The sequence below is a fragment of the Maribacter sp. MS6 genome (genome assembly GCF_056839185.1).
In genome coordinates this window covers 2,077,666-2,090,866 of the sequence record NZ_CM166389.1, presented here as the reverse complement: position 1 = coordinate 2,090,866, position 13,201 = coordinate 2,077,666, and the positions used below count along the sequence as shown (strand labels likewise).

Below are 13,201 nucleotides of genomic sequence, written 5' to 3'. Positions count from 1 at the left end.
TTATTTATTGTTTTTAATCAAGTAGGTAGCATTGGTCTCGATTTCAGTAATTTTACAAAAAGAGTTGTGGGAAAGGCCTTTTAATGCATAAGCTAACAAAACGTAATGAGAACAAAGCTACTCTATAAACTACTGATGATTATACTCGGCAGTTCTATTTTGGTCATCTGCTATGGAATAGTTGCCTATATTTTTGATATTGATTTTTTCAGATACAGTTTGCCGTATGCAACTATTGTTTTTCAGGTTGTGGTCCTTTTTATTATTGCCTATAAAATTGTCGAAAATATTAAGCTAAAAAAACCAATTGGTAATTTATTGGGCGTAGCAGCGGTTACTGCGACCGCTTTTATTGGTGCTACCTATCTTTATATTGCCATTATGGAGGCGGTAACGAAATAAATAGCGACAAGTCAAAAGTGTTGACTTATTGTTTTTAAGCCAATCAAGCTACTGTAAACCAACATCCAAGAGTGTTTGGATACCGATGTATTACTTTGAAAGGAAAAGGATTAACTTAAGTTCAGTTTAACGGCTAAAGGATTCCATTCCTTATAAAATTGTTTTAAGTAGTCCAGCATAAATTGATGTCGCTGCTCGGCCAGATGCTTTCCGGTCTTGGTATTCATTTTGTCTTTGAGTAGCAATAGTTTTTCATAAAAATGATTGATGGTAGGCGCATCCGACTTCTTATATTCGCTTTTACTCATTTTAAGGTTTGGCGGAATATCCGGATTATGCATGGCCCTGTTTTTATAGCCACCGTAGTTAAAAGCCCTAGCAATTCCTATAGCCCCAATAGCATCTAAACGGTCCGCATCTTGAACTACTTGAAGTTCCAGTGAGTTAAATTTCTTTTTGTTTCCCTTATCCAAGGAATTTTTATAGGAAATATGTTTGATGATTTTCACCACATGGTCTACGATCTTTTTATCGACCTCCAAAGATTTTAAAAAAGCTTTGGCCATTTTTGGGCCAACGGATTCGTCCCCATCGTGGAATTTAGCATCTGCAATATCGTGCAGCAGCGCACCAAGGCTTATGACCAAGAGGTTTACTTTTTCTGTCTTGGCAATAAGGATGCTATTATTGAACACCCGTTGAATATGAAACCAGTCGTGTCCACCTTCGGCATCTTGTAAGGTCTCTTTTACAAAAGTGATGGTTTCTTCTACAAGTTCAGAATCGGTCATTTAAAGTAGGTTATGCCAGATTTTACGGCGGTTTCTATTTGGGTTATCAATTCATCAATATTCCCTTTGTTTTCTATCGGTTCGTGTACATCAAAAGATACTTTTGCGCCCAATCCCATGGGGAATTTGCCATAACGCACCAATTTCCAGGAGTTATTAATGCTTATTGGTACTATTAACGCCGATGGGGATTTTTTCATTAGCATCTTAAGGCCCATGGGTTTAAAGGGTTTTGGGTGTCCGTCCCGGCTTCGCGTACCCTCGGGAAAAATTACGGCTGCCCTTTTATGTTCTTCAACATAGCTCCCCAATCTACCGATTTCCATAATTGCTGATTTCCCGTCGTTGCGATCAATCAGCGCTGCGCCGCCGTGTCTTAAGTTGTAGGAAACGCTTGGGATACCGCTTCCCAATTCTTTCTTGCTTACGAATTTCGGGTGGTGATTGCGCATGTACCAGATAATAGGCGGTATATCGTACATACTCTGGTGATTGGTCACAATAATAAGGGGTCTGTTAAGAGGAATGTTGTGGTTGTTAGTAAATCGGTAGGTAGTTCCCAACAAATTTGTGGTACGCATTAATGTCAGGTTGAGAACGCTTATAGCACGTTTTATGCCTTCATAGCCAAAAACGTGATGGCAGAACCAAATGATAGGATGGAAAAGCAATAAAGTCCCGCCAAAGGCAAAGAAAAAAAGAATCGTTAATGGATAGGACAGTAGCTTCTGCATAGTGCAAAAATAAAAAACCACTCCGATTGAAGTGGTTTTAATTTTTGTTTTTCATATTCAAAGGAAACACAGTATGGTATTTTCTAGCAAAACTCCTCGTATGCCTGTACCAAGTTCTCGGCAATCATTTCTGCCGGCCTTCCTTCGATATGATGTCGCTCTATCATGTGTACCAACTCACCGTCTTTGAACAGGGCCATAGATGGTGATGATGGTGGGAAAGGAACCATAAGGTTTCTTGCCGCAGTTACCGCATCTGTATCAACCCCGGCGAATACCGTAACGGTATGGTCAGGTTTTTTGGCGTTTTGCAAGCTCATTTTTGCAGCAGGTCTAGCATTGGCGGCCGCGCAGCCACAAACAGAATTTACTACCACCAAGGTAGTTCCTTCTTTTTTAATGGCATTTTCTACCGCTTCTACTGTATGTAATTCTTCAAACCCGGCAGATGCCAAGTCCTCTCTCATAGGTTTTACTAATTCCGCAGGATACATAGTCTATTTTTTAAATTATCAATCGAATTTCAAAGATAACTAATTTGTGTTGTTTCTTATAGAGACCTTAACGTTTCATTAGTCATTTGTTCTATGCTTAATATTTTATCTTTGGCAACTAGTTAAAAACGATTATGATTAAATGGGTAGGAGCCTTTATTGGTTTTTTTATTAGGGGAATTGGTGGAGCTTTTTTGGGTTTTTTTGCCGGGAGTGTGCTGGATAGTCTTTTTGGATCTAAATCTGGAGGTGCGCAAAGTATTTTCGGAGACATGACACGGCAGTCCGTTTCTCCAGCAGACTTTGAATTGAATCTCCTGTCGCTTTGCTCCATTGTCATTAAGGCAGACGGACAGGTGAGTCAGCGTGAGATGGATTATGTTCGCCAGTATTTTGTGGGTACGTATGGAAAGGAGAAAGCAAATGCTATTTTTAGAACTTTTAATGAGGTAAATAAAAAAAGGGAAATTTCTGCACAGCGAATATGTACTTTTTTGACCCATAGAACACGCTATGAAGTGCGGTTACAATTGCTTCATTTTCTATTCGGTATCGCACAGGCCGATGGTAGTATCAGCAACCCAGAAGTGTCCAAGCTACGAGAAATTGCAGGTTATTTGAGTGTAGGCCTACGAGATTTTGAAAGTATCATGGCGATGTTCATCAAGTCCGCCGATAATTCGTATAAGATTCTGGATATTCAAAAATCAGCTACGGACCAGGAAGTTAAAAAGGCGTACAGGGATATGGCAAAAAAATACCATCCCGATCGCGTAAATACACAAGACGAAGCCATAAAAAAAGGAGCCGAGGAAAAATTCAAGGAAGTACAAAAGGCCTATGAGACTATTCAGCAGGAACGAGGGATTGGTTGATAACGAGGCTAATTAAAAACTTATTTAAACAAATTGCCATGCAAGATTTTTGGTTTTACACAAAATTAGGACTGGATCACGTGTTGGATTTTAGCGCTTACGACCACATTCTGTTTTTATCGGCCCTGGCCATACCATTTACCTTTAAAAATTGGACAAACGTAGTTTGGCTGGCCACTATCTTTACGGTAACACATTGTTTTTCCTTAGGGCTATCTGCGTTCGAAATTATCACGGTAGACGTTTCCTTAATCGAGTTTTTGATACCTGTTACAATTTTGCTCACCGCTTTGTACAACATCTTAAAACTACGAAACCAAACGGCACATAAAAGTATGGTCTGGCACAGTGTAGCTACAGCGTTCTTTGGTTTGGTACATGGCTTTGGGTTTTCTAACTATTTTAAAATGTTAGTAGCCGATTTGGACGAGAAAGTAAGGCCCTTGTTGGGTTTTGCATTAGGAATAGAGCTTTCTCAAGTTATTATTGTGTTCCTAGTGCTGGTACTTGCGTATCTATGCCAGTCTGTCTTAAAATTAAAACAAGCTGTTTTTATTACGGTGGCAAGTACAATTATTATTTTAATTACAATACCGTTGCTGTATGATACGTTTCCATGGTAGTATGGTTTTGTTAAATTATTGCCTATAGGTTGTAAGAGGTTCGCAAAGCGTTTATCTTAGAGGTGTATGGGCCTACGGGAGCTAATTGGATGAAGAAAAACAAGCAAGAAAAATATGATAAGGCCTATTTGAGAATGGCGCAGGAATGGGGCAAATTGTCTTACTGTGAACGCAAACAGGTTGGTGCCATAATCGTTAAGGGGCGAATGATTATTTCCGATGGTTATAACGGTACACCAACGGGATTTGAGAATTTTTGTGAGGATGACGAAGGCTATACCAAGTGGTACGTATTGCACGCAGAGGCCAACGCTATATTAAAAGTTGCAGGTTCTACACAGTCTTGCCAAGGTGCTACCTTATATATTACCTTATCGCCTTGTAGGGAATGTAGTAAGTTAATACACCAGTCTGGCATAAATCGTGTAGTATATCAAAAAGGATACAAGGATAATTCCGGATTGGAATTTTTGGAAAAAGCAGGGGTGCAATTAGTGCACATGCCCAAAATAGATGGGTAGTACCTAAAGGAACGTACATGAAAAAGAAATATACCTACGTAATACCCTCCCTAATTGCCGCAGCTTTGGCATTAGGTGTTTTTGTGGGGGGTAAATTACATTTTAACGATACACCAGAGCGACTTTTTACTACAAACTCCAAAAAAGATAAACTAAACCGACTCATAGATTATATCGATTATGAGTACGTAGATGATATTGATACCGATAGTATTGTAGATGTTACCGTAAACAGTATTTTAGAGAAGCTAGATCCCCACTCCGTGTATATTCCGGAGGAAGATATGGCGAGGGTGTCTGAGAGTATGAAGGGCGATTTTGTGGGTATTGGGGTCAATTTTTATCCCTATAAGGATTCTATTGCCGTTATAAGAGCGGTAAAAGGCGGACCAAGCTTTTTAAAAGGGATACAAGCAGGAGATCGAATTCTTATGGCAAATAACGATACTCTTTTTGGAAAGGGTATGCCTAGCTCGGTCATTGTAGATAAATTAAAAGGAAAGAAAGGCACCAATGTGAAATTGACGGTCTATCGCAAATCCGAGGATAAAACCATAACCTTTGATGTCAAACGCGGTATTGTGCCCCTTAAAAGTGTAGAATCCTATTATATGTTAACAGCGGATATGGGCTACATTAAAGTCAATCGGTTTGCAGAATCCACGTATAGAGAATTTAAATCCGCCTTAAATACCCTACAGCGAAAAGGTGCACAGAAACTTGTCCTGGACCTACGGGACAACCCGGGAGGGTATTTGGGGGTTGCGGAGAAAATGGCAGATGAATTTCTACAGGATAACAAGCTTATTCTCTTCACTAAAAATAAAAAAGGAAATATAGACAAAACATACGCTACGGATAAAGGGAGTTTTGAGAACAAACCTATATACGTACTAATAAACGAACGTTCCGCCTCGGCCAGTGAAATAATCGCAGGTGCCCTACAGGATAATGATGTAGGTACGATAGTTGGCCGCCGTTCCTTTGGCAAGGGATTGGTACAGCGCGAGATGGCATTGGGAGATGGTTCTGCCGTGCGGTTAACCGTGTCCAGATACTACACCCCTACCGGACGGAGTATTCAAAAGGATTACCAAAAGGGAAACAAAGACTATTACAAACGTTTTACGGAGCGGTACCATAATGGTGAGCTCTTTTCTGTAGATAGTATTAAGGTAGCCGACTCCCTAAAATTTAAGACGCCAAAAGGGAAAGTTGTATATGGTGGTGGTGGTATTATACCGGATGTTTTTGTGCCAATTGGTTCCAACGAAGAGGAAGCTGTGCAAAGTATGGACAGTTATGGTTTTCTGTCTTTCTTTGTTTTTGAGCATTTGGATGAGGATAGAGAGCGATACGAACACTATTCTGAAGAGGAATTTATAACGGACTATACCGTTGACGACATCTTGTTTCAAAACTTTGTAGACTATTCCCTAAAAAGAGAACTGTCCATGGATTTTTATGGCAATCAAGAAGGTATTAAACTCTATTTAAAGGCAGCGTTGGGAGAGCAGTTATTCGATGCCAATGTACATGGTAAAATTAAGGGCAATCGGGACGCGATGCTTCAAAAAGTGCTTGAGTTGGACAACCCTGCCGTAAGACAGGAAGAAGCAGACGCTATTGAGGCAACAAACTAGGAGGCTCTGGCAATTGCATTTACGGAAGTGTAATTAGGCAGCCTTCTATTTTAAAACATTGGTTCGCCCCTGTTTAAGTAATAACGGGTGTTTTGCACTAAAGCCAAAAGTCAGTCCTCATTTATTTTCTGCTGTACTTTTTTGCTTGTCATGTATAGCAAAATAAGTATGATAGCACAAAGGGAGGCCACAATTCCAATAAGAGCGATGGTGCTATCTCCTTGAAAAGGAGCAGCAAAATCTATTAGGGTTACGTTATAGGCAATAAGCGCTATCGCGAGAACAATTAATATAATCAAAAATATTCTGTTCATAATATCAAGGATTGTTGTAAAAATACGCCCTTTTTTACTTGTTAAAAAGCTCGTTGATGTTTGCTGTGAATAATTTAACAGCTATGGCCAAAAGAATTACGCCAAATACTTTTCGGATAACGCTTACGCCATTTTTCCCTAAGAATTTTTCTATCCTGGCCGATGATTTAAGTACGATGAACACAAAAATAATATTTACGATAATCGCCACAATAATATTCTCCACATAATACTCCGCGCGCATAGCCAGTAAGGTAGTTAAAGTTCCCGCGCCTGCAATCAAGGGGAAAGCTATAGGGACGATAGACGCACTCTCCGGTTGATCGTCTTTATACAAGGTAATGCCTAAAATCATTTCAATGGCAAGGAAAAAGATAATAAAGGCTCCCGCTACAGCAAAAGAGTTTACATCGATACCTATAAGTTTTAAGAGTTCTTCGCCTATAAATAAAAAGGCTACCATAAGGCAAGCAGCTACTATAGAAGCTTTCTCGGATTGTATATGTCCAACTTTTTTTCGAAGTCCGATAATTATAGGGAGACTACCTAAAATATCTATCACGGCAAAAAGTACCATGCCCGATGTTGCAATTTGTCTAAGGTCAAAATTAAATGTCATTCTTTCAAATTTTTTGCAAATTTACGCTTAATAATGCCATTTGGATTTTTATTCTTAAAATATCTTCCTGGACGGTACTCCTTAAATGGTGTATCTTGCGAGACTAAAAAAAAGAAATGTTCCAACTAGGGAAGACAATCGTATCCGAAGAAATTATAGAAAACGATTTTGTTTGCAATTTAGCCGCTTGTAAAGGCGCTTGTTGTGTAGATGGTGATGCAGGTGCGCCATTAGAGGATAAGGAAACGGAAATACTGGTAGATATCTACACCAAGGTAAAACCATTTTTGAGCCCAGAAGGTATAAAGGTTATAGAAGATGTGGGCGCTTTTGTAAAAGGTGATGATGGGGAATGGGAAACGCCCTTAATAGACGGTAGTGCCTGTGCCTATGTGTTTTTTGATGATAAGAACACCGCTAAATGCGGTATAGAAGAGGCATACAATGAAGGTAAGATAACGTGGAAAAAACCTGTTTCCTGCCATCTGTATCCCGTTCGAATACGGGAGTATACAGAATTAACTGCGGTTAATTACCATAAATGGCAAATTTGCGATCCGGCCTGTTCGTTGGGCGAGGAATTACAAGTACCGGTATATAAATTCGTTAAGGAGGCTTTAATACGAAAATTTGGGGCCGATTGGTACTCAGAATTAGAAACGGTAGCAGGCGAACACCTTAAATAGTAGGTATGTGAAGTAATATTTTTGTACCTGATGGTAGATTAGCGTTGTCGTAAATATCAATAATCTCTACATGAAAAGAATTTTGATAGTCCTTGGAGAAGTTTGCAAGGCGTTCCTTGGTAATATCGATACCAATAGATTTTCGTTTTAATACTTTACCTTCCTTAATTTTTTCTGCTTTATCCCTTCCAACACCATTATCTGTGACAGCTATGTTAATGAAGCCGTCTTCACCAGAGGTAACGTCTAATGTAATGTTTTTAGCTCCTTCTTTTGAGGAGAGTCCATGCCATAGCGCGTTTTCTAAAAAAGGTTGTAGTATTAACGAAGGAATTTTTACAGTATGAACATCAATATCATCGCTGATATTTATTTTAAAATTGATTTCGTTGGAAAATCGAATGTTCTCTATGTTCATATAAAGCTCAACTGTTTCTAGCTCTTCTGCCAATGGAATTTCGCGTTGGGATGATGCTTCTAGAATTTTTCGCACCAACTTTGAAAATTTGTTGAGGTAGTGTACCGCATTTTTTTTCTCATTGTTAATGATGTATAATTTTATGGAATTAAGAGAATTAAACAGAAAATGGGGATTCATTTGACTACGTAGCATCGTCTGTTCCAAGGTTAACAACTTCTTTTCGTTGCTCAATTGGTATTGGCGGTATAGAATGTAAAGAATCCCCGTTAAGAGAATAAGGGATAAAACTCCAATGAGGAGTAAAGTTCTATTCTTTCTAAGCTTTAGTCTTACGATTTCATTTTGTTTTGCTAAAACTTCAATTTCATTCCCTTTTTTTTCATTGTCGTACCTAAAAAGAATATCGTTGACATAGCGAATAGTACCATCGTTTAAAATCTCTTGGTCCAAACCTATGGCTTTGGTCTTATAGTTCAATGCTTTTTGGTAGTTCTTTTTTACTTCATAAAGTTCAGATAATAAATGACCTGCTTGCGATAATTCGTCTTTAAGATTATGTTTCTCCGCTACAGAGTACCCTTTTAACAAGCTCCGCTCAGCATTAGCGTTTTGCTTCATTCGAAGCTGTGCCCAACCCAAATTGTTATAGGATTGGGCTATTAAATACCCATTTCCCATTTGCATGGCTACAGGTATCGTTTCCTCTATTAAGTTTAGAGCTTCTTCATATCGCGTTTTTTTTATATAGACTTTGGCAATACTATTCTTGCAGATTACGCGCCCCATATTGTTATCTAACATTTCGTTATAGGACAAGGATATAGAATAGTTTTCCAGCGCCTGATCCAACATTTCCATTTCTTCTTGGCATTGGCCAATATTTTGGTGGTTTACCGCTAGCCCTAAAATATTGTTTAGTTCTGCCTCTAATTTTAAGGAACGCTCAAAATAAGAGATTGCCAGGTCATATTGGTTAAGTGCTATGTAAAGATTGCCTATACTATTCAACGAAACGTTGATACTCCGCTTTATACCTTCCGATGGATTTGTAACTGCCTCTGCAAGTACTAAAGCTTGTTGATTAAAGTCCATCGCTGTCCTCACCGATGATGTTCGCCTGTATACAACTCCTAAGTAGTTGAGGCTAGAGATTTTAAGCTCTAGGTTATTGGCCGTATTGGCTATTTCTAGTGCTTTTTCGTGTAGTTGTATCGCTTTGCTATAATTGGAAATATATCTATATGTACGTCCTAATTCACTTAAGGCATAGGACTCACCCTCCAAGTATCCTTTCTCTTTTGATAATTCACTAAAGAACCGCATATTAACAGTATCGGTTCTGTGCTTGCGCATTGCCTTGTGTATTTCGGTAAACGACTTAGGTGCGGCGTTAATCACGCTATCGGCAAGTTGTTTGAACGATTCTGGTATAGTTTGCGCAACTGCCGGTGTAGCAAATAATACGTAAAGAGTTACGAAAAAGGAGATTTGCCTACCTTTTTTTTTGAATTTGAAACTGGTATGGGATTTTACAATGGCCTTAAGTAAGTATATGAAAACCATTTAAAGTAAGTCTAAGAAATCTGATTTTTTTTGTCTGGATACCGGTATTTTATGATTGGATTTTAAGACAACATAACCATCGGTTTTTAAAAACTCTTTAATCTTATTAAGGTTGATGATGTATGAATTATGGATTCTAAAAAACGAATCTGAAGGTAGAATGGTGTTAACTTCTTTTAATTTTTTAGTAAGTACAATCTTATGACCGTCAGATAAGAAAATAGTACTGTAGTTGCCATCAGATTCCGCATAAAGAATATCGTCGCTCTCCAAAAAGATAAGTTTCCCGTCCGTATTCAGCATTATTTTTTTATTGACGGATTTTGAATTAAAATTGAGTAGTATTTTCTCTAATTTATCGGCAGTAAAATTTCGACTATTAAACTTTTTAATTTTTACAATGGTTTCCTGAAGGTCATCTGTATCTATAGGTTTTAGAAGATAGTCTATAGCTTCGTTTTTTAGTGCTTTTATGGCATATTGATTGTACGCGGTCGTAATTACGACCGGAAAATTTTTATTGCTCAATTTCTTAATAAACTGAAAACCATCCATTGTGGGCATTTCAATATCTAAAAATAGGCAATCAGGCGTGTTTTTTTCGAGATATTCCAAAGCTTCAAACGGATTCGTAAAAGATGCCGATACACTTATCTCGTCACTAAAATTAGTGAGCTCCCAGGACAGACTCTGTAAGGCCTTTATTTCATCATCTACAAGTACCGCTTCTAGCATAATCTACGCAAATCAATAATGGAAGTTAGTTAAAAATAATTCTTAGGTGTTAGTTGAAACGTATTTATGTGTCAATGGGAGTTAATTTGGTATAATTCGCAAGTATAGTATACAATTGGATATGAATTTATTTCATTAAAAATTGTAAGTAAAAGATTACAAATAAATATGTTTGATGTTAAGGTTTTCGGGTCGTTACCCGTTTATACAATAAAATTGACAGACTATACATCGCCGCTCATTTGCGTTAGTTCTTCAGTTAATTTAGAGCAAAGTTTAAATGGTACTTAAGTTTAGGAGATTACGTTTCAAAGCGTAACGATAGACCAAAATATAGTAAGATGAAAAAATGTCTAATCATGTTTGTTTTCCTGTTGCTCTCACTTTTTACGGCAATGGTTTTTGGAGGAACCAATGAAGATAGCATGGATAACAACGAGCAGCTAAATACTGTTGCTAGTTATCATGAGAATAGTCAAATTAGTCCGGAGTAGTTATGTACGCGATAGGGTTTAAAATATTAAGAATTATATTTTTAGGTTTTTTGCCATTGCTTTTAATTTCAAGTACAGGAAAAGATTTAAAGAAATTGCCTTTAATGCTAAGTGGGACTTACATATTGGAAGTTGAAGGAAATTCTGATTATCAACTAACTGGAGAAATGAGTTTTAGCTATATGGATAAAATCTCTTCAACTGGTGCTGTTTTTAGTGTTTTGAAATTGCATTTTAATGGGAGTAATGCCGTGTTGCCCCATAATATGGAGGTTGTAGTTTGTAAAGAGAATACAACTGATAATTTGCCTTTAGGAAATTATAAGGTGAAAATTGTAGAGAGTTTTTTAAATCCTTCTAATGGGGTATTTGGCGCTTTCAGTAGTGACACCCTGGGGGAGAAACTATTTTTTACAAAAAAGGGAAATGTTCGTATTATCCGTTTTTGTAATACCAGTGTTAAGGGTACAATGAGAATGGTTCTTTTAAATCAAAATGGAGAAACTATAGACATTAAAGGTGACTTTGATGCGAGATAAGAAGTTGTTCATATTAAGAAATACGGCTCTGCAACTATGTTTTGAGCGTCAAATCAAAAAGGTAATCGGATAGCTTGTTTATTCGATTACTGGTCTAATGATAGGTTTCGGGGGAACTACCTTACGTTAGCGCTTGACGGGCATTTTCATTTTATGAGACATAGGGAGGAGCCGTATAATATGGAATCCTAGACATAGCAGTTATTTTAGAATAGCAGTGAAGAAAAATGAGAAAGATCTAGGTGCATTCTCTAAAATGTTTGAGTATGCCGTAACTTAAGTTAATAGTTGAGAGACCAACACAATTGCATGTACTTGTTTATTATAATATAACTGGGAAGTTATTTATTGAAGTGAATAACCTGGTTGGAGCTACGGAAACTTTATCAAATTTTTGGTAAGCAAATTAAATAACCATGATGTATGGTTTTTAGTCCTCGTATTGCTTTCCGCATTTAGAACGCTAGTTTTAACACGTATTTTTCTATTTACATATAATCGAAATATTATTTTGGATAAACAAAATAAAGTAATGTATGCGATAAGTAGGCTTATATATGGGGACATACACAAATAAACGAAAAAGTAGTAGATTCCTTACCTTATGAACATGCAGTTCATCGAAAGGTTATATTTTTTCGATAAACTACTTAAATTGAACCATAGTATAAGCTAAAACATTAATATACCGGTAAGGTCAATATTAGGTATCATGAAGGAAACTTAACATGAGAAGAGGTAATTTGCAAATACCTTCTATATAAGGACTTTATCCTTGGAGTTATAGAAAGTCATCCACTTTCTTATACGCATCAATTACAGCTAGCTCCCCATCTTTATCGGGTCTAGAATTTCCATGTTCCATACCTAAAATACCGTTGAACTTTTTACCATGTATGAATTTAAATACATTGTTGTAGTTTATTTCGCCGGTTGTAGGTTCATTGCGACCTGGGTTGTCTCCTATTTGGATGTATCCTATTTCGTCCCAACATGCTTCCATATTTGGGATAAGGTTGCCTTCTTGGATTTGCTGATGATAAATATCAAAAAGAATTTTGCAGGAAGGTGAATCTACTGCCTTACAAATTTCATACGCTTGTGGTGATTCGGTAAGGAATAGTCCAGGATGGTTCATAAAGTTTAGTGGTTCCAGAACCATTGTTATGTTGTGCGGTTCCAGCATTTCGGAAGCTTGTTTTAATGCTTCTACCACGTTGGCGGTCTGGTATCCCATGTTTAGCCGAAGATCTACATGTCCTGGCACAACTGTCATCCATTTTGCGTTCACCCGTTTGGCAACTGCGATAGATGCTTTAATATCGCTTAGGAACTCTTTTCTTTTGGTAGTGTCGCCAGAAGCTAAGTTTGGCTCTTTCCAATAAATTTGGTGCGCTACAAACACGCCCATTTCCAAACCTCTTTTTTGCATCGTCTGCGCCATCCTTTCCTGTAACGCACTATCGCGATCTTTCATGCCATTGTCCTCAAAGGCTTTAAAGCCTTGGTCGGCCATAAAGTTTAATTGGTCTATGGGGTCTTCTCCAGCAAGATTTTTAAACATGCCCAAATGTGGGGCATATTTTAGATTAAAGGGATGCTGTATTATTTTTGGGTTAGCGGTTTGCGTATATGAAAAAGCCCCACCAAGAGAAATCACGCCTGTGGTAAGGGCGGTTTTATGAATAAAACTTCTTCTTTTCATGAGTCTACCATTAAGGATTCAAAGTCTAGGCATTTGCAATAT

At 37.7% G+C, this 13,201-nt stretch carries 16 protein-coding genes; 8 read left to right on the top strand and 8 right to left on the bottom strand.

Annotated features, from left to right (window positions below):
- The first annotated feature begins 105 nt into the window (after positions 1 to 105).
- Positions 106 to 402 carry a hypothetical protein gene (locus tag MS6x_RS09240; RefSeq protein ID WP_482606993.1) on the top strand — a complete coding sequence of 99 codons (297 nt, stop codon included), beginning with the start codon at positions 106 to 108 and terminating at the stop codon, positions 400 to 402.
- A 110-nt stretch (positions 403 to 512) separates the two neighbouring features.
- On the opposite strand, the gene MS6x_RS09235 is transcribed toward MS6x_RS09240, so the two are convergent.
- The 3 genes from MS6x_RS09235 to MS6x_RS09225 form a co-directional block, all read right to left on the bottom strand.
- Positions 513 to 1,193, bottom strand: a complete 681-nt coding sequence (locus MS6x_RS09235; RefSeq protein ID WP_482606992.1) for an HD domain-containing protein — start codon at positions 1,191 to 1,193, stop codon at positions 513 to 515.
- Positions 1,190 to 1,927, bottom strand: a complete 738-nt coding sequence (locus tag MS6x_RS09230) for a lysophospholipid acyltransferase family protein (RefSeq protein ID WP_482606991.1) — start codon at positions 1,925 to 1,927, stop codon at positions 1,190 to 1,192. The genes MS6x_RS09235 and MS6x_RS09230 overlap by 4 nt, the downstream gene beginning before the upstream one ends.
- 83 nt (positions 1,928 to 2,010) lie before the next feature.
- Positions 2,011 to 2,421 carry a BrxA/BrxB family bacilliredoxin gene (locus tag MS6x_RS09225; RefSeq protein ID WP_482606990.1) on the bottom strand — a complete coding sequence of 137 codons (411 nt, stop codon included), beginning with the start codon at positions 2,419 to 2,421 and terminating at the stop codon, positions 2,011 to 2,013.
- Between the two features lie 134 nt (positions 2,422 to 2,555).
- Here MS6x_RS09225 and MS6x_RS09220 point away from each other — a divergent pair, with 134 nt between their 5' ends.
- From MS6x_RS09220 to MS6x_RS09205, 4 genes are all read left to right on the top strand, one after another.
- Positions 2,556 to 3,296 (top strand): TerB family tellurite resistance protein, encoded by a 741-nt coding sequence (locus MS6x_RS09220; protein ID WP_482606989.1) that lies wholly within the window; start codon positions 2,556 to 2,558, stop codon positions 3,294 to 3,296.
- Positions 3,297 to 3,334: 38 nt separating this feature from the next.
- The gene (locus tag MS6x_RS09215) at positions 3,335 to 3,919 is read left to right on the top strand and encodes a HupE/UreJ family protein (RefSeq protein ID WP_482606988.1); all 585 of its coding nucleotides are present in this window, start codon (positions 3,335 to 3,337) and stop codon (positions 3,917 to 3,919) included.
- An 89-nt stretch (positions 3,920 to 4,008) separates the two neighbouring features.
- Complete coding sequence (locus MS6x_RS09210; protein ID WP_482606987.1) at positions 4,009 to 4,440, top strand: deoxycytidylate deaminase; 432 nt, start codon at positions 4,009 to 4,011, stop codon at positions 4,438 to 4,440.
- A 17-nt stretch (positions 4,441 to 4,457) separates the two neighbouring features.
- A complete protein-coding gene (locus MS6x_RS09205; RefSeq protein ID WP_482606986.1) occupies positions 4,458 to 6,083 on the top strand; it encodes a S41 family peptidase in 1,626 nt (541 codons plus the stop codon).
- A 110-nt stretch (positions 6,084 to 6,193) separates the two neighbouring features.
- Here MS6x_RS09205 and MS6x_RS09200 read toward each other — a convergent pair whose 3' ends face one another.
- Together MS6x_RS09200 and MS6x_RS09195 are read right to left on the bottom strand one after the other, a co-directional pair.
- On the bottom strand, positions 6,194 to 6,397 hold the full coding sequence (locus tag MS6x_RS09200; protein ID WP_482606985.1) for a hypothetical protein: 204 nt from the start codon (positions 6,395 to 6,397) through the stop codon (positions 6,194 to 6,196).
- 34 nt (positions 6,398 to 6,431) lie between these two features.
- A complete protein-coding gene (locus MS6x_RS09195; protein WP_482606984.1) occupies positions 6,432 to 7,016 on the bottom strand; it encodes a MarC family protein in 585 nt (194 codons plus the stop codon).
- A gap of 116 nt (positions 7,017 to 7,132) precedes the next feature.
- On the opposite strand from MS6x_RS09195, the gene MS6x_RS09190 reads away from it, so the two are divergent.
- Complete coding sequence (locus MS6x_RS09190) at positions 7,133 to 7,702, top strand: DUF3109 family protein (protein WP_482606983.1); 570 nt, start codon at positions 7,133 to 7,135, stop codon at positions 7,700 to 7,702.
- Here the strand turns inward: MS6x_RS09190 and MS6x_RS09185 are convergent.
- Together MS6x_RS09185 and MS6x_RS09180 are read right to left on the bottom strand one after the other, a co-directional pair.
- Complete coding sequence (locus MS6x_RS09185) at positions 7,695 to 9,686, bottom strand: tetratricopeptide repeat-containing sensor histidine kinase (protein WP_482606982.1); 1,992 nt, start codon at positions 9,684 to 9,686, stop codon at positions 7,695 to 7,697. The genes MS6x_RS09190 and MS6x_RS09185 overlap by 8 nt on opposite strands.
- Entirely contained in the window at positions 9,687 to 10,421 is a 735-nt protein-coding gene (locus MS6x_RS09180) for a LytR/AlgR family response regulator transcription factor (protein WP_482606981.1), read from the bottom strand.
- 341 nt (positions 10,422 to 10,762) lie between these two features.
- On the opposite strand from MS6x_RS09180, the gene MS6x_RS09175 reads away from it, so the two are divergent.
- Together MS6x_RS09175 and MS6x_RS09170 are read left to right on the top strand one after the other, a co-directional pair.
- Entirely contained in the window at positions 10,763 to 10,915 is a 153-nt protein-coding gene (locus tag MS6x_RS09175) for a hypothetical protein (RefSeq protein WP_482606980.1), read from the top strand.
- Between the two features lie 2 nt (positions 10,916 to 10,917).
- Complete coding sequence (locus MS6x_RS09170) at positions 10,918 to 11,454, top strand: hypothetical protein (RefSeq protein WP_482606979.1); 537 nt, start codon at positions 10,918 to 10,920, stop codon at positions 11,452 to 11,454.
- Positions 11,455 to 12,235: 781 nt separating this feature from the next.
- Here MS6x_RS09170 and MS6x_RS09165 read toward each other — a convergent pair.
- Positions 12,236 to 13,159, bottom strand: a complete 924-nt coding sequence (locus tag MS6x_RS09165) for a hydroxypyruvate isomerase family protein (RefSeq protein ID WP_482606978.1) — start codon at positions 13,157 to 13,159, stop codon at positions 12,236 to 12,238.
- Positions 13,160 to 13,201: the final 42 nt, after the last annotated feature.